Raw genomic sequence first — 21,701 nt, forward strand, 5'->3', positions numbered from 1 at the left:
ACTCAGCCGAGCAAGTCCCAGGACATCGGCGTGCCCATTTTCACATCGCGGTTGACCTTACGCCCCAGCAAGGTTTCGTAGTATTTGGGCGGCAAGCCCAGACCGGGCCTGACGCAGCGCAAATTCTCGCTAGTCAAGGTTTCGCCGGCGGCGATATCGTGGGCAATGTAAATAGAACGGCGAAATTGCAGCGATTTTTTCTCGGCTTCCGTTACGCCGTAGCTGATTGCGCCCAGGGCCTGCCACGCGCGTTCGGTTTCGACCACTAATGCCGCCATTTCCGCCGGCTCCAATGAAAATGCGCTATCGACGCCGCCGTCGGCGCGGCACAGCGTAAAATGCTTTTCGATGACGCTGGCGCCCAACGCAACGCTGGCGACGGCAACGCCGGTGCCCATGGTATGGTCGGACAAACCCACCTCACAGCCGAATAATTCGCGCAGGTGCGGAATGGTTCGGATATTGGTGTTTTCCGGAGTGGCCGGATAGGAACTGGTGCACTTCAACAACACGATATCGTTGCAGCCGGCCTCGCGCGCCGCCCGCACCGTATCGTCCAATTCCGCTACGGTTGCCATGCCGGTGGAAACGATCATTGGCTTGCCGGTGGCCGCGACTTTCCGAATCAACGGCAGATGGATGTTTTCGAACGACGCGATCTTGTAGCAAGGCACGTCCAGCTCTTCCAGGAAATCGACGGCAGTCTCGTCGAACGGCGTCGAAAAGCCGATCATCCCCAGTTCGCGGCAACGGTCGAAAATGGCTTTATGCCATTCCCACGGCGTGTAGGCTTGCTGATACAGCTTATGCAGCGAGGTTCCTTTCCATAACGAATTCGGGTCGGAAATGAAAAACTCGCCTTCACCGACGTCCAATGTAATGGTATCTGCGGTATATGTTTGGATTTTCAATGCATGCGCGCCGGCTTTGGCCGCAGCGTCGACGATTTCCAGCGCCCTTTCCAGCGACTGGTTGTGGTTGCCGGACATTTCGGCGATCACGAAAGGCCGATGGCCTGTTCCAATAGGTCTATTTGCTATTTGCATATGCGTTAACGATCCGCTTTGTGAATGTATCGGCCCAATATAAACGCCTCGGCCGCGGCAACGCCTATCGTTGCCCCCCGCCAGCGGGCCAGATGTTCCAGCGCCTGCACGGAACGGGCGTGAGGCCAAGGCCGCATCTCGCCGGCATAGGCATTCAAGGCTGCGAGCTTCGATGACAAATGGGCGGAAATATCGACGAACCAATTCGGCGCAAATACCGGTGCCGATACCGGCGGCTGCCATTCGGTGCTGGACGCCACTTCGAAGAACAGCAAGGTCGACACGCGTTGGCCGGGGATCGGCCGGCAAGCAGTGACTACGGCCTCGTGAATACGGCGGTGATCGATATTCACGTCGCCGGCATGGTGGGTATAGACGATCGTGGACGAATTGGCTTGCACGAAGGACTCTACCATTTTAATCACATCCAGCCTATCCAGCGAATCCATCCTGTTGTCGGGCAGGTTTTGCAGGGTAAGCGACGTAACCCCCAAGATATCGTTGGCCTTATGGGCGGCTTTGGCCAACTCGGATAAATCGGCCTGGCATTTGCCGCGATCGGCCATACCGTCCCGGCTGGTAATGCCTTCTGCCAGAATCAGCACATGAACCTGGTCGCCTTTGGCGACGTGGCCGGCGATGACACCGCCGCATCCGAGAATTTCATCGTCCGGGTGGGCGGCGATAACCGATACGATCTGCGTTTTCGCCATCTTAAAATTGCGACTGGCCGATAATCAGATAGCCATTCTTCTCGTATTCGAAAAAGCCGTTCTCGGTGATTTTATTCTCGACCACCGCTCCCAACTGTTCTTCGACTGAAGCGTTGTAATAAGTAGTCGAACGGTAAAAACTGACGAAATCGGCGACGGTTGGAATTCTGACCACGTTATGGAAAAAATGCACTGTCACATCCCAGAAATGCTTTCTGAAATACGGTTCCAGCACATTCGGCCCGAACTCCATGCATTCGTCGACCCCGCCCGGTATATCGGCAAATTGCCGTACGAACTCGACCATGCCGTGCGGCGCGTTTGGCGTAAACACCGCCAAGCGGCCGTTGGGTTTTAGGTGTTTACGCATCGTGTCCAGCACCGCCATACGTTCGGCCGAGTAATACAGCGCATAACTGGACTGGGCCAAATCGTATTGTTTGACGGCAAATTGCCGGTCGACCACGTCCGCCAGTTTGCCCATATCGGAAACCGCGGCCGATAAATTGGGGCTGTTCCCCGATTTACGGATCAATTCGGCTACCGAATCCGCGGCAATATCCAACGCCGAAACGCTGCCTTCCGGCCCAACGTTTTTCAGGAACGGTATCGACTGTGCACCGGTGCCGCAACCAACGTCCAGAATATCTTCGCCGGCTTTCGGATTTAACCGCGCCATTAGCCAGGAGTCGAAATCGGTGGACTGAAATTTTTTATTCATATCCAACCTTGTTTCCAAGCTGGCCGTCGAAACGGCACGCCCCATTAATTGATTGTCGTAAACTTGTTCAGCCATATTAATTATTCGCCACTTTACATTTTTAACCGGTAATCGATCACCGTTGAAAACCAAAAACCAAAACCGTTATTAGTTAAACCTAACCGCCACTCAAAACTTTACTAAAAGTTAAAACGGATTCTTCGAAGCCGGCCTTAACGAAGGCCCGCTTCGATGCAATATTTTCGGAAACGACTTCCGCTTTCAATTCGGTTACCAGCGGCCGATGCTGCTTAAGCCAGAGTTCGCCTGCCGCCAACAAAGCCGAACCGTATCCTAAGCCATGCTTTTGCGGATCGAGATATATCGAAACCGTCGCAACTTGTTGCCTGATGTCGTAGCGCAAAACACCGATGGCATCGTCGGCGTCTTGGCCGATCAACAACACGCAGTCCGCTGCTGCCAACTTGGCGGAAAACCATTCGCGATGGCGTTCCCAAGCAACCAATTCGTTATTGAAGAAGAATTTTCGCGTGTTTTCGTCGTTACGCCAACCGAATACCTGCTCGCAATCGCTTGGCGCGGCCAAACGCACCTGCAACCGGCGGCGGATAAGTTGATTGCAAACCCTGACGGCGCCGGAGCCGTCCACGACCGAAGCCGCCGCTGCACTGAGGTTGGATAATAACCATGGCGAACATAACACCACCCGCAACGCACTTGCCACTTGCTCAGCCGAAACCCGTTCGGCTGCGCCCAGGTAAAGGATCGCCCCTTGCTTGGCCATGGCTTCGCATCCCGGCTGTTGGTTGGCGGCCACGCTGATCGCGATGGTCGGCAAGCCCAGGCAACTGCGTTCCCACATCGCGCCGCCGCCGGCTCCGACCGACAGATCGGCATCTGCCATCAACTCCGCCATATTGCCGACTTGGCGGTACAGGTTACATCCGGGCAATTGTACGGATAATTCGAGCAATTGCGGGTAATGCGGATTGGCGCCGCCGACCACGACGTCGATGGCCAAGTCTTCGCACGCCAGACTCTTTAACGCCAACAATACTTTCCCAGTTTCGTTGCTGGGATCGCCGCCGCCGAAAAAAACCAGCACGCGCTTGACCGCGCCGGTTCTGGTCCGCGCCGTCGCCCTTAACGATTTAAACTCGGGACGCAGCAATGCATATTCAGGCCCAATCAGCTTGATTGCCGTGGCCGGCAGCAAACCGTCGTAGCGGGTTTGCCCGGTTTGGTCTTGCAGATTTTGGTCCAACAACAAGTCGCAATCGTGCCGCCGATCCGCCAAATCGTCGATCACCATGATGCTTCCAGCCAATGGCCGCAACGTTGCCTCCCATTCTTCATCAATCGCGTAATGGTCGACGATCAGCCAATCCGGGTCGGCAAACTGCCGTAAAGCCGTAACGGTTTGTTGGGCATCCTCGGTTTGCGTTGCTCCCAACCATGCGGCGTGGGCCAGCCGAGCATCATCAGCAACGGCCGTCGGTTCCGGCAGGCGCAATAAACGGTGGCCGGAAGCCTCGATCAGCGCAAATAGGTTGCCGGGATGTTCGCGGCTGATAAACTCCACCTCGGCGCCGCGCTCGCGCAAGGCGTCAGCCAAAGTCAGGCAACGCATGACATGGCCGCTGCCCATCTGCATCGAGGCGTCGGCGCGAATCGCAACTTTCAAACTCATCTGACCTTGAACAGCGGTTCCAACGCCTGGCAACGCAGCATTTTCGGCAACGAACGCTCCTTGACCGCCGCAACCAGCAACGGAATCACTGCATCGTAGGCTGCAAACAATTGATCCAGATCATCGTCGCGATGGCTATAACTCATGTTGTGGGAACCGAACGCCAGAATGCCGCGCTCCAGCATTTCTTGCATGAACAGGGTTTTTAACTGCCAAGACGTGTATGGCTCGGCATCCTTGATCAACAAAAAGCTCCAGGCAGGATGGCCGGAGACGCTGAGGAATTGCTCGGCACCCTGTTCACTGATGACGGCATTCAAGCGCTGGATAATTTTTTCGCCCTGCCGGTGCATCGTCGCCACGACCGGTTCGCGCTGCAATTTCTGCATCGTCGCCAATGCCGCCGCCAAGGACAAGGTTTCGCCGCCGAAGGTAAACGAGAAGAACACTTCTTCCATCAGTTGCATCAAGTCCGCCCGTCCGGCGACGGCGGAAACCGGATAACCGTTGGCCAAACCTTTGCCGAAGGTCGCTAAATCCGGCGTCACCCCGAAATATTCCTGGGCGCCGCCGTTGGCATAACGAAATCCGGTAATGGTTTCGTCGAAAATCAACACCGCGCCATGTTTGTGGGTCAATGCTTTGACATTTTCCAAAAAACCGTCTTGCGGCTCGACTACATTCATCGGCTCCAGAATCACTGCGGCGATTTGGTCCGGCCATTGCTTAAACAAGCTGTCCAGCGAGGCAATGTCGTTATACGCGAAGGTATGCGTCAAATCGCGGGTGGCTTGCGGCACACCGCGGTTACGCAGCGTGGAACCGATATACCAATCTTGCCAGCCATGGTAGCCGCACACCGCGACATGGTCGCGGCCGGTATGGGCGCGCGCCAGGCGAATCGCACCGGCCGTGGCGTCGGAACCGTTTTTGCCGAATCTGACTTTTTCCGCGCAAGGCACCAATTCGCAGATTTTTTCCGCGACCTGCATTTCGATCGGATGCGGCAAACTGAAAATGACGCCGTCTTCCAATTGCGCCTTGACGGCCTCGGTGACGTCCGGGTCGTTGTAGCCTAGGGTGACGGCGCAAAGTCCGTTAATGAAATCGACGTACTCGTTGCCGTCGACGTCCCAAACGTGGCTACCGCGTCCGCGCTGGATGAAATACGGCGACACGCCGTGCGGGTACTGGGTTTTACTCTTGCTGAAAGTTTGAGAACCGAGCGGAACGGTTTTCAGCGCGCGTTCCAGTAGCGTTTCGGAGTTACGGTAACGTTCTGACATAAGGGCTATTCACTCGCTGGGTTAGACGGTTGCGGCGCATCGGCGGCCAGGGATTTAAGATAACCCTCGTTGCGCTGATGCTGCGTATTCCAGTTAGCCAGTTCCGGCCGCTCGGCCAATAAGCGCAAGATATCCGGCGTCGCGAAATCCGGATTTGCCGGGTACAAAGCGGCATAAATCTGCGAAACCAATTCGAAATCTCGGGGCTCGTCGACGGTCCAGCGCAGATGCGACAAGTCTTCGCGATTGAGAAAATGGCCAATATTGAAGCGTTCCGGCTGCTGGTGAATGAACGGCATGACGTGTTCGCGTTGCGACGGCAGCCCGGCCTCGCGCCAAGCCTGCTCCAGGCAGGCAAATCGGCAGATTTCCACGTCCAAACCGTCCGGAAAGGTCGGCTGGATCGCATTACTGGCGTAGTCGTAACCGCCGGCCAGATAAAATTCGATGACTTGGTCGATCAATCCGGGATCGGCCAACGGGCAATCTGCAGTCAAGCGCACGACATGATCCGGGTGGTGACTTACTGCCGCCTGATAGAACCGGTCCAATACGTCGTTCAGGTTGCCGCGAAAGCAGTCGATAGCATGCCGTTTACACAAGTTCTCTATCTCATCGTCCGCCGTCTCGGCGCTGGTAGCAACCAGCAACCGGTCGATGTTACGCACTTTTCGCAGCCGCTCGATTTGCCTGAGCAACATCGGTTCTCCCAACAAGGGCAGCAACACCTTGCCGGGCAAGCGGGACGACGACATCCGAGCCTGCAATATCGCTAATATCATGGTTTTCCTGGTTCCAGTCGCCACAAAGCCGGATTGACTATCGCTTCTTCGCCGATTGCGAACTCGGCAAATTCTGCGCAATCGAGCTCGATGTCGGCAGCGTCGCAAATATCGCGCAATTGCTGCACGTTGTTCACGCCGCAGATGATTCGATCGATTTCGCTTAAGCCGGACACGAAGCCCAGCGCGGCCTGCAGCGGCGTCAATCCGCGTGCGCGAATAAATTGGTGGTAGGACTCGAGAGTATTCCGCACCGGAGCGAAGTAAGCCGGAATTTCGGACAAGTCCATCAGCAACAGGCCCTGCAAAAATACCGAGCGGGCATGTACCTCGACTCCGGCAGATTTGAGTTTCCGCAAATGGCCGCTACGCAGCAAGCGTTGGTCCAAAACGCTGATCGGCAATTGCACCAAATCGATGGCAAACCGATCCAGCACTTGGTCGATCTGCTCTGCGTTATAAACCGAGACGCCGATCTTGACGACCAAGCTTTGCTGCTTCAAATCGGTTAACGCGGCCATCAAACGTTCGCCGCCGGGCACGAACAGATCGTCCGCCCGATGCATCAATAAGCCATACACCGAAGCGCAGTTCAGCTTTGTTAACGACTCGTAAAAAGCTTGTTGCAATCGTTCGGCGTCATCGACATCCAAAACCGGTTTGGCGAACTGCGGGGTTTTAGTCACGATATCGAACCCGGCCGCCGCCGGCAAACAATTACCCAAAACCTGTTCGCTGTCGCCGTAAAGGCTGGCGGTATCCAGCACTCGAACCTTCAACTCCCGAGCGACCGCCAAAATCGATTCGACTTCGCCGGCCGGCGTTTTGCCGTCCTTATTCGAAACGCCGTAATCGACGCCGAATTGTACGGTGCCCAAACCGATCTTCATTGTAATTGTGCGCTCAGCGCTGCGACGACGCGGTCTTGGTTGGCTTCGGTCAAGGTCGCATAGAGCGGTAGGCTAATTGCTGCGCGGTAATAACGCTCCGCTTCCGGAAAGTCTCCCGGTTGGAAACCCAGCTTCCGGTAATACGGCTGCAAATGCACCGGGATGTAGTGCACGTTGACGCCGATACCGGCTGCGCGCAAGCCTTCGAACACGGTCAATCTAATGTTGTCTGGAACCGTAATCGGGTACAGATGCAACGCGGAATAGTTGTCCGGGTGCTGCCAAGGTATGCCGACCGGCAACCCGGCCAACGAGCTGTCGTAACGCGCCGCCAAGTGGTGCCGGTTTTTCACGAATTGCTCCAGCCGCGATAACTGGCTCAATCCGAGCGCGGCCTGAATATCGGTCATGCGATAGTTGTAACCGAGCGCGATCTGTTGGTAATACCAGGGGCCGTCCGCCTGATGCGTCATTTGCGACGGGTCGCGGGTGATGCCGTGGCTGCGCAACAGGGCCAACTTCTCCGCCAACTCGGCATCGTTGGTCAACGCCATACCGCCCTCGGCGGTCGTGATGATCTTGACCGGATGAAAACTGAATACGGTGATATCGGAATAACGGCAATTGCCGATCGGCTGGTCCCGGTATTTTCCGCCGATCGCATGCGAGGCATCTTCGATGATTTTAAAGCCGTACTGTTCGCTTAAGGCATGAATCGCCGCCATCTCGCAGGATTGCCCGCACAAATGCACCGGAATCACCACTTTGGGCAGCCTTCCGCTGCGTTCTGCCGCTTGCAGTTTTTCTGCCAATGCCGTGACGCTGAGGTTATAAGTGCGCGGGTCGATATCGACGAAATCGACAGTAGCGCCGCAATACAACGCGCAATTGGCGCTGGCGACGAAGGTGATCGGGCTGGTCCAGACCAGATCGCCCGGACCGACGCCCAGAGCCAGACAGGCGATATGCAAGGCCGAGGTCGCACTGTTCGCGGCAAAGGCATGGCGCGCGCCGCAATAATTGGCGACCGCGGTTTCGAAAGCCGGAACTGCCGGGCCTTGGGTCAGGAAATCGGATTGCAAGACATCGATGACCGCCTGAATGTCGGCGGCGCCGATATCCTGGCGGCCGTAGGGAATAAACTCGGTCATATTTTGCCGACTTTATCGCGGTTTTGTTCCAGCCAAGCCTGCAACTCGGCCACGCTCATCCATTCCGTGTTGTTATCGGAGCAATAGACAAAATCAGGGGCAACCCGCACGCCCCGGTTGATACGCTCGGGGTCGGAACTCCAGTTATGAATCGCCGGCAGGATTTTGTAGTAATCGCCGTATTCGTAGGTGTAAGGCGCGTCTTCCAGCCCTATCATTTGTTCGTGAAGTTTTTCGCCGGGGCGAATGCCGACAATTTCGTGCTGCGCATCGGGAGCCACGGCTCGGGCGATATCGACGATATTCATCGACGGGATTTTTTTGACGTAAATTTCACCGCCGACCATGTCGTCGAAGGCACGCCAGACCAAATCAACGCCTTGCTCCAGCGTGATCATGAAGCGGGTCATCCGGACATCGGTGATCGGTAGTACGCCTTTGTGGGCGATGGATTGGAAAAACGGAATCACCGAACCGCGCGAGCCCATCACGTTGCCGTAACGCACCACGGCAAACCGGGTTTCGTTTTTGCCGGAGTACGAATTGCCGGCAACGAACAACTTATCGGAGGCCAGTTTAGTCGCGCCGTACAGATTGGCCGGACTGCTGGCTTTATCGGTCGACAAAGCCACCACCCGCTTCACACCCTGGTCGATACAGGCGTCGATCAGGTTCATCGCACCGATGATATTGGTCTTGACGCATTCGAACGGATTGTATTCTGCAGTCGGCACGATTTTGGTCGCCGCAGCGTGAACGACATAATCGATACCGTTCAAGGCTCTGGCCAAGCGGTCTTTGTCGCGCACGTCACCGATGAAAAAACGGACGCGCGGGTCGTCGCCGTACAATTTTGCCATTTCCCACTGTTTCATTTCATCGCGGGAAAAAATCACCAAGCGGCGCGGATTGTATTTGGCCAAGGTCAACGGCACGAAAGTATGGCCGAAAGAACCGGTACCACCGGTAATCAGTATGGTTTTATCGCGAAGCATATTAATCAAAAAAGAGTTTTATAACGCCGGCCGCCGGCCGGGTTTAAGCGAATAGCTCGGCCTCGGCCAATGGCACGGCGGCTTGATCCTTTCCGGACAAAAACGGCACACCGCTATAAGGCCAATTCACCTTCACCGCCGCGTCGTTCCAGGCAATAGACCGCTCGTACTCGGGCGCATAGTAATTGGTGGTTTTATACAGGAATTCCGCAGTATCGGACAACGTCACGAAACCGTGGGCAAAGCCTTCCGGAATCCACATTTGCCGCTTGTTGTCGGCAGACAATATTTCGCCGACCCATAACCCAAACGTCGGCGAGCTTTTCCGGATATCCACCGCAACGTCGAATACCTCGCCCTGCACGACCCGAACCAGCTTGCCCTGGGCCATCGGCGGCAGTTGGTAATGCAAGCCGCGCAATACGCCCTTTTGCGACTTGGAATGGTTATCCTGCACGAAGTTGGCCTCGGCTCCGGTCAATTCTCTGAACAACCTTGCGTTGAAGCTTTCGAAAAAAAAGCCGCGCTCGTCGCCGAACACTTTAGGCGCGAATAGTACGACATCGGGAATGGCTAGACGGGTGGCTTGCATGGCTTACTGTTATTGGTCAAATCGTCAAAGATTAGATATCGGCGATGGCGCTGAAGTCGAGAGAAAAATCATCGGCATTGGCTTCGATCGCTAAAGTGTCTCGGCAATAGGCGACAAAGCGGCCGGCGGTTCGATACAGAGTTGGGCTTAGTTCGTAAAGCGAGTTAAAGTGTTCGGCAATCTCGAAATAATCGGTTTCGTAATCGTGTGCGGCCAAATTGCGCGTAGCTCGACATAATTGCCAGACTTCCAGCGATTCTATCACTCCCATTTTTTCGTAAAAACTCAAAACCTTAAGAAAATTATCGCTGGGCTCGCCCGCTAACAACGACGCATGCCGCATCGCGGCAGCCAAGGTATCCTGCAACTTGGCGAACCGTTCGTTGATTGCCGCCAAAATTTCGAACAAGCCAACATCCTTTTTCTTTGCGGCTAGCAGATCGGCGCCGAGCGGCCAATCCAGTTTTTCGCTGGACGCATGCAAAAAAAAACTACAACGCTGTATTGCTTGAATCAATTCGGCCAGATGCTGTTTCTGTAACTCCAAAGCCGTTTTCGCCATCAGCAATTACCCAACTTTACCGCCCGGCTTTTGGCGATGGCCTGAAACGGACTCGCGTCGTTACCCCCGGTTTTACAAATCAAATCGACCGGCAAACCCAACATCGCTTCCAAACGCCATTTCAGTTGCGCGCGTTGCAGGAACGACACAGGCCTTTCAGCTTCCAAGAACAAATCGACATCGCCGCCCTTAGCCCCGTCATCCAGCCTGGAACCGAACAGGTAAACATCCACGCCCTCCCCGGCAACCCGATTGACCGTCTCCAGAATGAGCCGGCGTTGCTCAATCGTCAAACGCATTGACTCGGCTCAATGCCGCAAAAAATCATCCTAAAAAACCTGCTTGTTCAGCAAGCCCAACAAATATTGGCCGTAACCGTTCTTTGCCAGCGGTTTGGCCAATTTTTCGATCTGCTCGTCGCCGATCCAGCCGCTACGCCAGGCAATTTCCTCCGGGCAGGAAATTTTCAGACCCTGCCGGGACTCGATGGTTTCGATGAAATTGCTGGCCTCGATCAAGCTGGCGTGGGTGCCGGTATCCAGCCAGGCGTAACCGCGCCCCATAATCTCGACACTCAATTGCTGCTGCTGCAGATAGACCCGGTTGACGTCGGTAATCTCCAACTCGCCACGCGGCGACGGCTGCAAATTGGCGGCGATATCGACCACCTGGTTATCGTAAAAATACAAGCCGGTCACGGCGTAGTGGCTTTTCGGCTGCGCCGGTTTTTCCTCCAGCGACAAGGCCTTGCCCTCGGCGTCGAAGCTGACGACACCGTAACGCTCCGGGTCCTGCACGTGGTAAGCAAATACCGTTGCCCCGGAAGTCCGCCGGTGCGCAGTCCGCAATTGCTGGTACAAATCGTGGCCGTAGAAAATATTATCGCCTAAAACCAAGGCGCTGGGATTGGCACCGACAAAATCGCGGCCGATGATAAAAGCCTGCGCCAAGCCGTCCGGGCTGGGTTGCACTGCGTATTGCAAATTCAAGCCCCAATCGCTGCCGTCGCCGAGCAACTGCTGAAACAACGGCGTATCTTGCGGCGTGGAAATCACCAGAATGTCGCGAATCCCGGCCAGCATCAGCGTGCTGAGCGGATAATAAATCATCGGCTTGTCGTAGATTGGCAGCAACTGCTTCGATACCGCTTTGGTGACCGGATACAAGCGAGTACCGGAACCTCCGGCCAGAATAATGCCTTTACGGTGAGTCATAGTTACCTTCCGTACAATTCGGACAACATGCGCTCGACCCCGTCTTGCCAGGGCGGCAAGCGGAAATCGAATGCGGTTTGCAATTTCTCGGTATTCAACCGCGAATTCAATGGCCTCTTGGCCGGCGTTTGGTAGGCGCTGGTCGGGATAGCCGTTACGGCCTGCTTCGGCGTGTTCAGTGCGACACCGGCCTGGCGGGCGAAATCCAGCGCAAAGTGAGCATATTCGTACCAACTGGTCTCGCCGGCCGCGGTCAGATGGTAGACGCCGGCGAGCTCGGGAGCTTGCAATGCGCTGCGGATGGCGTGCGCTACGACGTCGGCCAACAATTCGGCGCCGGTCGGCGCGCCGAATTGGTCGTTTATCACCGACAACTGCTGGCGTTCCTGGGCCAGGCGCAGCATAGTCTTGGCAAAATTGTTACCGCGCGCGGCATACACCCAACTGGTGCGGAAGATCAAATGTCGGCAAGCGCTGGCTTGGATCGCGCATTCCCCGGCCAGTTTGGTCTGGCCGTAGACGCTCAGCGGCCCGGTCGCATCGTCCTCGCGCCAAGCGCGGTTGCCGCTGCCGTCGAATACATAATCGGTGGAATAATGGACCAGCCAGGCGCCGCATGCCGCCGCCGCATCGGCCATCGCCCGCGGCGCCGCGCAGTTTACGGTATTGGCCAGTTCGATCTCGGACTCGGCCTTATCGACCGCGGTGTAAGCCGCGGCATTGACGACCACGTCCGGCCGCACGGCGCGGACCGTTGCCGCGACACCTTCCGGATTGCTCAAATCGCCGCAATAGTGCCGGTCGTGGCGGTCCAGGGCCAGCAATTCGCCGAGCGGCGCCAGACTTCGCTGCAGCTCCCAGCCGACCTGTCCGTTCTTACCGAACAATAAGATTTTCACCCGGCCCGCCCGGCGTAGTTTTTGTCCAGCCAAGCCTGGTAATCGCCGGACAGCACATTGTTGACCCAGGCTTGGTTATCCAAGTACCACTGCACGGTTTTGCGAATTCCGGTCTCGAAGGTTTCGGCCGGTTTCCAGCCCAATTCCCGCTCCAGCTTGGTCGCGTCGATCGCATAGCGGCGGTCGTGTCCGGGCCGGTCCTTGACGTAAGTAATTTGCTCCGCGTAAGACTTGCCGTCGGGGCGCGGCTGCAATTCGTCGAGTATCGCGCACAGCGTGTTGACCACATCCAGATTGGCTTTCTCGTTCCAACCGCCGACGTTATAGACCTCGCCCACCTGGCCGGCCGCCAATACCCGCCGAATTGCACTGCAATGGTCTTTGACGAACAGCCAATCGCGGATTTGCTGGCCGTCGCCGTAAATCGGCAGCGGCTTGCCGGACAAGGCATTTTGGATGCAGAGCGGTATCAATTTTTCCGGGAAATGGTATGGGCCGTAATTGTTCGAGCAATTGGTGGTCAAAACCGGCAAACCGTAGGTGTGGTGGTAAGCGCGGACCAGATGGTCGCTGGCGGCCTTGCTGGCCGAATACGGGCTGTTCGGCTGGTATTGGTTGGATTCGGCGAACGGCGGATCGGTTTTTTCCAGCGAGCCGTAAACTTCGTCGGTCGAAACGTGCAGCAAGCGAAAGGCCTGTTGCTCGGCCGGTTCCAGATTGTTCCAGTATTCGCGGACCGCTTCCAGCAAACGAAAACTGCCGACGATATTGGTTTGGATAAAATCTTCCGGTCCGTGAATCGAACGGTCGACATGGGACTCGGCGGCAAAATTGACCACAGCCCGCACCTGGTGCAGTTTCAGCAGACTCAAGACCAAATCGTAATCGCCGATATCGCCGTGCACGAACACGTGGCGGGCATCGTTTTGCAGCGAAACCAGATTTTCCGGATTGCCGGCGTAAGTCAGCTTGTCCAGATTGACGACGGTTTCGTCGCTTTGCGCCAGCCAGTCCAAAACGAAATTGCTGCCGATAAACCCGGCACCGCCGGTGACTAAAATGCTCATATGCAACGGATCTTGTAATTGTAGTTTTATCGGCGCTTAGCCGTACTATCGGCTATTGTAACTTAGTAACGGCCGCATCAAGGCAAAAACAGCCGAAACCGGGCTCCGCCCAGCCGGCTCGCATTGTCAATCGTGACGTAACCGCAACGGCCAGCGTTTTTGTGCAACCCGGCAATCACCGACACGAAATACAGGCCCAAGCCGGTATTGCCGTTGACCCAATCCAGGTCGGCGGCGTTGTTCAAATCGGCTGCCAAAAAATGCGGCGGATAACCGGCGCCGTCGTCCTCTATCGCGATGCGCAAATAGCCGCCGTCCTGCTCGGCCGAAACCAATACCGCATGCCGAGTATAGCGCAAGGCGTTGTTCAACACGGCGGCCAGGGCATTGGCGATATTAGCGAAATCGCAATAGGCCGGCAGATCGTCCGCACAATCCACCTGCAATTCGACATTGTTTAAGGTCGACAGCCGCGCCTGCTGATGCACGGCTTCCTGCAGCAGATCCAGCGCCGGATATTCGTCGACGGCCAAGCTGAATTTATTGGCGCCCACTTTATACAGCACCAGCAATTGCATCAGGCTGTGGTTGATCCGGGCGGCCTCGAATTCCAACAGGCCCAAATCGCCGGTTTCGCCCTGCAGTTTGGCGGAGAACTGGCGAATCAATTCCAACAACGTACCTAACGAGTTTTTGATGTCGTGTACGGTAAACGCCAGAATGGTCGGAAACAGCGTATCGTTATCGAAACGGCCGGACATAGTCATGCCTTGGCCGCGGCCGGCCGATGCAATTTACCGAATTCCATTTGCAGCACGCCCAATTTATGCTGCTCCACCCCCAATTGCCTGGCCTTCTTGAGCAGCGATCTGGCGCGGCGCTCCTTGTCGGCATCGGCCGGGTTCGCTTTCAGGTCGTGGATAATGATCTTCAACATATTCAGGATGATGGTCTTGTTTTCCGGCATCGTCGCGATGGCCTGCTCGAATAAATCCAACGCCTCCTTGAATTTACCCTGCTTGTACAGCGCCACGCCTTTGTTATTGGTGGCGATCAAGGCCTGCCGGGTTTTTTGAATCTGAATTTCGGAATAATTGTGCATGCCGACCCCGCTTTGCATGGCCCGCAAATTGTTCAGAAATTGCTCGTCGTCGATATGGTTCTGAATCAAGCCATGCAAGATGGCTTCGGCTTTGTCGTGCTGTTGGTTCAAAAAACACGAGCGGGCCACTTCCAACTGCAACTCCCGCGGCGCCTTGCTGCCCAAGCGGCCGCAAAGATCCAAGGCTTTGTCCAAAGCCTGCTGCGCCGCCTCGTCGTCGCCTTGCGCCCGGAACAGGTCGGCTTCCAGCGTTGCCGCCCGTAGCTCCGCTTCCGGCTGGTTGGCGTATTCCTGGCGCATCTCGTTCAAGGTCTTCAAGGCTTCTTCGCCGGCGTTGGTTTTGGCGTACAACTTGGCCAGGCCGGCATAATCGCTACAGGACCGGTGCACCGAGTGCTTGCCCAGCTTGAGCGCCGCCTTGTAGGCTTTCTCGGCCGCCTCCAGATTACCGTTCTTGTCGGCGGTTTCGGCGAACTTCTTCTGCCGCAAGATCGATTGCGGCGACAATTCCAAAGCCTGCTGCAACACCTGCTCGACCTCCTGATGCCGGTCCAGCGCTTCGTAGGCGCGAGTCAGCCAGTCGTAACCCTCCATCAACATCGGATTTTCCGCGACCAGACTTTGAAAACCGGCTATGGCCTGTTCGATATTGTTGTTTTGTAAATCGATGATGCCCAAGCCCAGGCGGGCCCACGGCAAATCGCGGTGCTGCAACACCTCCAGGTAAATCCGCCGCGCCGATTCGAAATCGCCGGCGGCGATGGCCAATTCGGCGCGCATTTTCGAAAGATGCAGCCGCATCTTCACGTCGCCGCGCTCCAGCAGCGCATCGCACTGCCGGATCGCCTGCGCCAAATCGCCCTTGGCCATGGCTTTTTCGATGCCGCCCAGATAATCGCGGCGGGCAAAATGCCGGCTCAGGCGGCTGATCAATTGCTGGGCATTGAACGGTTTGGTCAGGTATTCGTCGGGCTTGCTGTCCATCGCCCCCAATACCGCGCTGGTGGATTGTTCGGAACTGATCAGAATGAAAATACTGCGGTAATCGATCAGCTTGCGGTGCCGCGCTTCCTCCAACACTTGCTGGCCGTTCTTGCCCGGCCCCAGGTTGTAATCGCACAACACGATCTCGAACGTGGTTTTCGCCATCGCATTGATGGCGGCCACGCCATTGTCGGCTTCGGTAATCGTATCCGCATTCAAGCTGTACAACATGTCGCGTATCGACTTACGAATCACCGGATTGTCCTCGACAATCAGAATCGGCTTACTGGCTAGACTCAATTTCATGGGCGTAAATCAACTAACGAAACCATAAACCCCGCTTGCCCCGAATGCCGCAACCGCGGCCTTGAAAAATTTAACGGCCATCCCCAACTTGCCCAAGTCCACTTTACAACCAAAAGAGTATAGACATGACTGTTGAGGCAAACAAACAAACCCTAGGTTTTCAAACCGAAGTAAAGCATTTGCTGCACTTGATGATTCACTCCTTGTACAGCAATAAAGAAATCTTTTTGCGCGAGTTGATCTCCAACGGCTCCGACGCCGCCGATAAATTGCGCTTCGAAGCCCTGGCCAACGACAGCCTGTACGAAGGCGACAGCGAATTGAAAATCCGCGTCGATTTCGACGAAGCCAAAAAGACCATCACCATCACCGATAACGGCATCGGTATGAGCCGCGAAGAAGTGCAGGACCATATCGGCACCATCGCCAAATCCGGTACCAAGCAATTCTTCGAACGCCTGACCGGCGACCAAGCCAAGGATAGCGAACTGATCGGCCAATTCGGCGTCGGTTTCTACTCGGCCTTCATCGTCGCCGACAAAGTCACCTTAACCACCCGCAAAGCCGGCGCGCCGCACGACCAGGGTGTGCGCTGGGAATCCGACGGCCTGGGCGAGTACAGCATCGAATCGGTCGATAAAGCCGGCCGCGGCACCGAAATCGTACTGCACCTGAAAGAAGGCGAAGAAGAATTCCTCAGCGAATGGAAACTGCGTTCGATCATCAAAAAATACTCCGACCACATCTCCCTGCCGATCATTATGAGCAAGGAAATTCCGGCCGAAAAAGACGACGAAGGTAACGAAACTGCGCCGGCCCGCGTCGAAGACGAAACCGTCAACAGCGCCTCTGCCCTGTGGACCAAGTCTAAAGACGACATCACCGAAGAACAGTACAACGAGTTCTACAAACACGTCGGCCACGACTTCCAAGACCCATTGGCTCACGTTCATAGCAAAGTAGAAGGCACCAACGAATACACCTTGCTGCTGTACGTACCGGGCCGCGCGCCGTTCGACTTGTGGGACCGCGATGCCAAACACGGGGTGAAACTGTATATCAAAAAAGTCTTCATCACCGACGACGCCGAGCAATTGATGCCGCGCTATCTGCGCTTTGTTCGCGGCGTGATCGACACTGACAGCCTGCCGCTGAACGTCTCGCGGGAAATCCTGCAACAAAGCAAACAGATCAACACCATCAAAGGCGGTGCTGTTAAAAAGGTCTTGGGATTGCTGGAAGACCTGGCCGAAAACGACGCCGAGAAATACCAAAAATTCTGGGAGCAATTCGGTAACGTCATCAAGGAAGGTCCGATCGAAGACCACAAAAACAAGGACCGCATTGCCGGCCTGTTGCGTTTCTCATCGACCCATACCGACGACAAAACCCAGAACGTATCGCTGGCCGACTACGTCAGCCGGATGAAGGAAGGCCAGGAGAAAATCTATTTCATCACCGCCGACAGCTTCGCCGCCGCGAAAAGCAGCCCGCATCTGGAAGTGTTCCGCAAGAAAGGCATCGAAGTGTTATTGCTGACCGACCGCATCGACGAATGGCTGGTCTCCAGCCTGACCGAATTCGACGGCAAGCACATGCAATCCATCGCCAAAGGCGAACTGGACCTGGATAAATTCGATACCGAAGAAGAGAAAAAACACCAGGAAGAAGTCAGCAAAGACTTCGAATCGGTAGTTAAACAACTCAAAGAAGTACTGACCGACAAAGTCAGCGAAGTCAAAATCAGCCACCGCCTGACCGACTCTCCGGCTTGCCTGGTCACCGGCGCTTACGACATGAGCCTGCACATGGAACGGATCATGAAAGAAGCCGGCCACGCCGGCGGCATGTTCGGCATGGGCGGCAACAGCAAACCGATCTTCGAAATCAACCCGGACCACGCCATCGTCCAAGCCCTGAAAAACGAGCAGGACGACGCCCGGTTTGCCGACATCAGCCATATTCTGTTCGACCAGGCCATCCTCAGCGAAGGCGGCCAGTTGGACGATCCGGCAGCGTTTGTGCATAAGTTGAATGGGTTGTTGCAGGGGTTGTTGAAATAAGCTGTTTGATTTTAAAAAGGCCGGGAAACCGGCCTTTTTTGTTATTGTTAAGACTGTGTATCGTGTATTTTTGGGAAATATACAGATCTGGTTAATTACTTGTTAGGCTACCTCCTTATGAACAAGATATTTGGATTTCTGTTTTCTCTATTTGCCACCACAACATTTGCTGCAGATTCCGACGACAGAGCGCTCTGCATCAAAGAGTTGAAGAAATACCACGAGGAAAAATGGTGTGACACTGAAGAACGGAAGACCTGTTTCAAAAATGAAGGCGAGTTATGTTTAGAAACTTTAGTTAATACTCTAGAGCTAGAGTTCTTGGATAAGAAGCTCAACAACATTTATAAAAAAGTCATAAAAAAGGCAGACGAACGGCAGCAAAAGTCGATTCGCGAGACCCAAAGAGCGTGGCTTAAGTACTATGGGCTAGAGTGCTTGTCGCGTCTCAATATGATTGAAGGGGGAGCTTCGCAGATTCGATTCAATATGACTGGGGCATGTCAGCAAGAGCTAATGCAATTGCGCATCAAAGAATTAGAGCAGAACTACTGTCAATGGATCGATGGTGACTGCTGATATGAGTGGTCCAACCAATTATTTCTGTGCACCGCCGCGGAGAGTGTAAGAATTTTTGTGTAAACGGTCATTAGGAGGGTGTAAGAATTTTTGTGTAAACGGCCATTAGGCAGGAAACTGCCCTTACTTTGAGGAGTAACTATGACCTTACCAAAAGCCATCCCAAGCGACCTAATTGATACCTTATTGTCAGGCTATCAAAAACCTGAAGACCTGCTGGGCGAAAATGGCCTGCTGAAACAACTCACCAAGCTGCGTAGATACCGTCTTAAAAGTCAACTTTGAAAAGCGTAATCGCCCCGGTAAGGCTCGCGAGTTTTCAGGACACCAAAGCACAAATGTACGAGTTTACGCATAGCACCACCGAGAGCGGACATTTTGGTTTTTCCACGTGCCTGCAAACGCAGATAGAGTGCTTTGAGATGAGGGTTGTATTGAACGCCGACTACGGCAGCCATATAGAGGATGGCCCGCATACGGGCCGGCCCGGCTTTAGATAGTCGGGGCCGTCCTTGAATCGAGGAACCGGACTGTCGCTCCACGGGCACCAAACCCAGGTAAGCGGCCAATTGTTCAGCGGATTGAAAGTGATGATTGTGCATTACCGCTAACAAGTGATTGCTAACCTGGGGACCGACGCCGGGAATACTGATTAACAGCGTCCGGTCCGCCTTCAGTTCAGGGTGCTGATCGATATGGTCGTCGATGTCGATCTGGAGTTTAGCGAGTTGAGTTTCCAGGAAAGTAATAGAGTCGAGTAGGGATTGGTGAATCAGTGCCGGAGTATCGGTGGCCTGGGCTTTTTCCAGGCGGTTGCGCTCGCGTTGCAAATCCTGGGCGATCGCTTCACGGCGGGATAACAGGGCTTGCAAGGTGCGAGCTTCTGGAGTTGGAGGTGTCCAAGGCCTGGGGTTCAACAACGCGCCGTAACGGGCCAACACCAGACTATCGACGCCGTCGGTCTTGGTGCGCACACCCAGGCTGCGGCCAAAGTCTTTGACTTGAGCGGGATTTACAATCGAGACCGTGACGCCTGCATCGCTCAAGGCGAGTGCAGCCTGTTCGTGATAAACGCCGGTCCCTTCCAGGATAGCGTGTAGCGTGTCAGGTGTGGCCTGTTGCTTTACACACCAAGCTAGCAGATCGTCGACGCCCGCTTTGGAATTGGTAACGGATTTCGCACGGCGTTTGGCAGTGGCAACATCCAATAACAGACTGCAATCAAGTTTGGCTTTAGAAACATCGATACCGATAAAAAACATAGAGTGATTCAGCATGAAGAAACAAAATAAACCAACCGAGCCCACTTGCCTTGTGCATACAGGGTCATTGCCCTTGGCTACCGTTCAGTGTCTTCGTTGGCATCAGAAGCGAGACAGAAGGCTTAATCTACATGCCAAGGTCGAACCTTAAGGGTACGCACAAGCTCTTTCTGTCTCAGTGCCAAGGTAGCTAACCATGGCGACAAGCAAGATACAAGGGTACGCAACGCGTACCTTCTGGCTTCCAACGTTGGGACGCCCCTCTTTCGGTACGCGGTGCGTACCCTACCTTGAATTGCCGATTGGTTTAAACCGGTCCACAATTCCCAACATGGGTTTCTACAAACGGGGTTTGCGATGGCGAATTATAGGCGCTGTTATATACCGGGCGGCTCGTACTTTTTTACCGTGGTCACTGAACGACGCGCGCCGATTTTGGCGAACGATGCGGCCCGGGATTTGCTGAGATCGGCTATTCGTGCTTGCCAACAACAATGGCCGTTTGCGGTTGATGCACTGGTATTGTTGCCGGATCACCTACACGCGATTTGGGCACTGCCACCTGACGATGCCGATTATTCCAAACGCTGGGGCTTTATCAAAAAACACTTCACCCAACATTGGTTGGCGGCGAACGGCCCTGAACAATCAATATCTCTATCAAAACAACACCAACGGCGGCGCGGCGTCTGGCAACGTCGATTCTGGGAACATGCATTACGCGACGAACGCGACTACGCAAAACATCTGGATTACTTGCATTACAATCCGGTTAAACACGGCCTGGTGACCTCGGTGGCTAATTGGCCTTATTCGTCGTTCCATCGCTTCGTAAACGAGGGGCTTTATCCTGCGAAATGGGGCTCGGATATGGCCGGAAAATTTGATACGTTCGATGGTGGTGAATGAAACCAAAGGTACGCGGGCTTACCCTACTTTGAATTTTCCTCGTTCCCACGCGCCGCGTGGTAATGCAAGGCTCGGCCGCGCTGCGGCACAAATCCACCGTGCCACGGTACGTCTGCGCTCCCACGTGGCAGATAGCCACGTAGAAGGTACGCACCCTGCATCCGTATCCGTAAAAATCAATCCGATCTATCCGAACATTTCCGCCGTTAATTCGCTAACATAGCCGGCCGGCTTACACCGCCGCCGAACCTTACCTTAAATCTACCGAAAATCTACCGAGAACCGCATATGATTCACCATTTGTCGATTTCCGCTCATGACCCGGCCCGAGTCGCGGCCGTCGTTGCCGAATTGATCGGCGGCAAGGCTTATCCGTTTCCGTCCGCGCGCGGTAGCCATATCGCAATCTGCGACGACGGCCATGCCACGCTGGTCGAGGTCTATCCGCTGGGTACCGTCATGCTGCCCGGCGCAGATGGGCAGGACGTGCAATTTCAATACGACGCCGACCGGCCGGATTACGTGCCGACCCACGCCGCGCTCTCCGTGGCCTTGGACGAAGCGTCGATCAAAGCGATAGCCGCGCGCGAAGGCTGGCGGGCGCTAACCTGCGACCGCGGCGGCATTTTTCAGGTGGTGGAAGTTTGGTTGGAAAACCGGGTATTGTTCGAATTGCTCACCGCCGAAATGGCTGCAGCCTATTTGCAGGCGGTGACAACCCGGAACTGGGAAAGCTTTTTGGCCCAGAACGGCGGCAATGGTTAGCCCAGGGATTTAGCGGGCGAGGCGCCTATCGCCAGTGCGCTGCGGCTGCTTTATCCCGCAACGAGGCGCGCAAGCCGCGAATGCGCCGATCAGCGTCCGCAACGCCCGGCGCTGGTTGCCCTG

At 55.2% G+C, this 21,701-nt stretch carries 23 protein-coding genes; 5 read left to right on the plus strand and 18 right to left on the minus strand.

Annotation, left to right across the window (positions count from 1 at the left end):
• Positions 1-2 precede the first annotated feature (2 nt).
• The 17 genes from pseI to VXJ35_RS16090 all read right to left on the minus strand — a co-directional run bounded on the left by pseI (position 3) and on the right by VXJ35_RS16090 (position 16,000).
• On the minus strand, positions 3-1,046 hold the full coding sequence (gene pseI / locus VXJ35_RS16010; protein ID WP_064022337.1) for a pseudaminic acid synthase: 1,044 nt from the start codon (positions 1,044-1,046) through the stop codon (positions 3-5).
• Between the two features lie 5 nt (positions 1,047-1,051).
• Entirely contained in the window at positions 1,052-1,759 is a 708-nt protein-coding gene (locus VXJ35_RS16015) for a PIG-L deacetylase family protein (RefSeq protein ID WP_064022338.1), read from the minus strand.
• A gap of 1 nt (position 1,760) precedes the next feature.
• On the minus strand, positions 1,761-2,480 hold the full coding sequence (locus VXJ35_RS16020) for a class I SAM-dependent methyltransferase (protein ID WP_197495862.1): 720 nt from the start codon (positions 2,478-2,480) through the stop codon (positions 1,761-1,763).
• 157 nt (positions 2,481-2,637) lie between these two features.
• Positions 2,638-4,170 (minus strand): UDP-2,4-diacetamido-2,4,6-trideoxy-beta-L-altropyranose hydrolase, encoded by a 1,533-nt coding sequence (gene pseG, locus VXJ35_RS16025; RefSeq protein ID WP_082880961.1) that lies wholly within the window; start codon positions 4,168-4,170, stop codon positions 2,638-2,640.
• On the minus strand, positions 4,167-5,456 hold the full coding sequence (locus tag VXJ35_RS16030; RefSeq protein WP_064022340.1) for an aminotransferase class III-fold pyridoxal phosphate-dependent enzyme: 1,290 nt from the start codon (positions 5,454-5,456) through the stop codon (positions 4,167-4,169). The genes pseG and VXJ35_RS16030 overlap by 4 nt, the downstream gene beginning before the upstream one ends.
• 5 nt (positions 5,457-5,461) lie before the next feature.
• Positions 5,462-6,238: a cytidylyltransferase domain-containing protein gene (locus VXJ35_RS16035; protein WP_064022341.1), complete on the minus strand. Its 777-nt coding sequence runs from the start codon at positions 6,236-6,238 to the stop codon at positions 5,462-5,464.
• A complete protein-coding gene (locus tag VXJ35_RS16040) occupies positions 6,235-7,128 on the minus strand; it encodes an aldo/keto reductase (RefSeq protein WP_064022342.1) in 894 nt (297 codons plus the stop codon). The genes VXJ35_RS16035 and VXJ35_RS16040 overlap by 4 nt, the downstream gene beginning before the upstream one ends.
• Entirely contained in the window at positions 7,125-8,279 is a 1,155-nt protein-coding gene (pseC, locus tag VXJ35_RS16045) for a UDP-4-amino-4,6-dideoxy-N-acetyl-beta-L-altrosamine transaminase (RefSeq protein WP_064022343.1), read from the minus strand. Before pseC ends, VXJ35_RS16040 begins: the two co-directional genes overlap by 4 nt.
• Positions 8,276-9,274 carry a UDP-N-acetylglucosamine 4,6-dehydratase (inverting) gene (gene pseB / locus VXJ35_RS16050; protein WP_064022344.1) on the minus strand — a complete coding sequence of 333 codons (999 nt, stop codon included), beginning with the start codon at positions 9,272-9,274 and terminating at the stop codon, positions 8,276-8,278. The genes pseC and pseB overlap by 4 nt, the downstream gene beginning before the upstream one ends.
• A 43-nt stretch (positions 9,275-9,317) precedes the next feature.
• Complete coding sequence (rfbC, locus tag VXJ35_RS16055) at positions 9,318-9,866, minus strand: dTDP-4-dehydrorhamnose 3,5-epimerase (protein WP_064022345.1); 549 nt, start codon at positions 9,864-9,866, stop codon at positions 9,318-9,320.
• A gap of 31 nt (positions 9,867-9,897) precedes the next feature.
• Positions 9,898-10,428: a hypothetical protein gene (locus VXJ35_RS16060; protein ID WP_064022346.1), complete on the minus strand. Its 531-nt coding sequence runs from the start codon at positions 10,426-10,428 to the stop codon at positions 9,898-9,900.
• A complete protein-coding gene (locus VXJ35_RS16065; RefSeq protein ID WP_064022347.1) occupies positions 10,428-10,727 on the minus strand; it encodes a nucleotidyltransferase domain-containing protein in 300 nt (99 codons plus the stop codon). The genes VXJ35_RS16060 and VXJ35_RS16065 overlap by 1 nt, the downstream gene beginning before the upstream one ends.
• Before the next feature lie 30 nt (positions 10,728-10,757).
• Positions 10,758-11,642: a glucose-1-phosphate thymidylyltransferase RfbA gene (rfbA, locus tag VXJ35_RS16070; RefSeq protein WP_064022348.1), complete on the minus strand. Its 885-nt coding sequence runs from the start codon at positions 11,640-11,642 to the stop codon at positions 10,758-10,760.
• 2 nt (positions 11,643-11,644) lie between these two features.
• Positions 11,645-12,541 (minus strand): dTDP-4-dehydrorhamnose reductase, encoded by an 897-nt coding sequence (gene rfbD, locus VXJ35_RS16075; RefSeq protein ID WP_064022349.1) that lies wholly within the window; start codon positions 12,539-12,541, stop codon positions 11,645-11,647.
• A complete protein-coding gene (gene rfbB, locus VXJ35_RS16080) occupies positions 12,538-13,608 on the minus strand; it encodes a dTDP-glucose 4,6-dehydratase (RefSeq protein WP_064022350.1) in 1,071 nt (356 codons plus the stop codon). Before rfbB ends, rfbD begins: the two co-directional genes overlap by 4 nt.
• 77 nt (positions 13,609-13,685) lie before the next feature.
• Positions 13,686-14,375, minus strand: a complete 690-nt coding sequence (locus VXJ35_RS16085) for a sensor histidine kinase KdpD (RefSeq protein ID WP_231914763.1) — start codon at positions 14,373-14,375, stop codon at positions 13,686-13,688.
• The gene (locus VXJ35_RS16090) at positions 14,372-16,000 is read right to left on the minus strand and encodes a tetratricopeptide repeat-containing response regulator (RefSeq protein ID WP_064022352.1); all 1,629 of its coding nucleotides are present in this window, start codon (positions 15,998-16,000) and stop codon (positions 14,372-14,374) included. Before VXJ35_RS16090 ends, VXJ35_RS16085 begins: the two co-directional genes overlap by 4 nt.
• Positions 16,001-16,125: 125 nt before the next feature.
• On the opposite strand from VXJ35_RS16090, the gene htpG reads away from it, so the two are divergent.
• From htpG to VXJ35_RS16105, 3 genes are all read left to right on the plus strand, one after another.
• Positions 16,126-18,063 carry a molecular chaperone HtpG gene (gene htpG, locus VXJ35_RS16095; protein ID WP_064022353.1) on the plus strand — a complete coding sequence of 646 codons (1,938 nt, stop codon included), beginning with the start codon at positions 16,126-16,128 and terminating at the stop codon, positions 18,061-18,063.
• 117 nt (positions 18,064-18,180) lie between these two features.
• Positions 18,181-18,642, plus strand: a complete 462-nt coding sequence (locus tag VXJ35_RS16100; RefSeq protein ID WP_064022354.1) for a lysozyme inhibitor LprI family protein — start codon at positions 18,181-18,183, stop codon at positions 18,640-18,642.
• A gap of 141 nt (positions 18,643-18,783) precedes the next feature.
• Positions 18,784-18,927: a hypothetical protein gene (locus VXJ35_RS16105; protein ID WP_157198201.1), complete on the plus strand. Its 144-nt coding sequence runs from the start codon at positions 18,784-18,786 to the stop codon at positions 18,925-18,927.
• Here the strand turns inward: VXJ35_RS16105 and VXJ35_RS16110 are convergent.
• Positions 18,918-19,919: an IS110 family transposase gene (locus tag VXJ35_RS16110; RefSeq protein ID WP_197495864.1), complete on the minus strand. Its 1,002-nt coding sequence runs from the start codon at positions 19,917-19,919 to the stop codon at positions 18,918-18,920. The two genes, VXJ35_RS16105 and VXJ35_RS16110, sit on opposite strands and share 10 nt — an antisense overlap.
• A 342-nt stretch (positions 19,920-20,261) precedes the next feature.
• Here VXJ35_RS16110 and VXJ35_RS16115 point away from each other — a divergent pair, with 342 nt between their 5' ends.
• Positions 20,262-20,813: an REP-associated tyrosine transposase gene (locus tag VXJ35_RS16115; RefSeq protein WP_064022355.1), complete on the plus strand. Its 552-nt coding sequence runs from the start codon at positions 20,262-20,264 to the stop codon at positions 20,811-20,813.
• 288 nt (positions 20,814-21,101) lie between these two features.
• Positions 21,102-21,578 (plus strand): hypothetical protein, encoded by a 477-nt coding sequence (locus VXJ35_RS16120; protein ID WP_064022356.1) that lies wholly within the window; start codon positions 21,102-21,104, stop codon positions 21,576-21,578.
• Positions 21,579-21,701 lie beyond the last annotated feature (123 nt).

Origin of the sequence: Methylomonas sp. DH-1, assembly GCF_046097555.1 — a bacterium.
Classification (GTDB): domain Bacteria; phylum Pseudomonadota; class Gammaproteobacteria; order Methylococcales; family Methylomonadaceae; genus Methylomonas; species Methylomonas koyamae.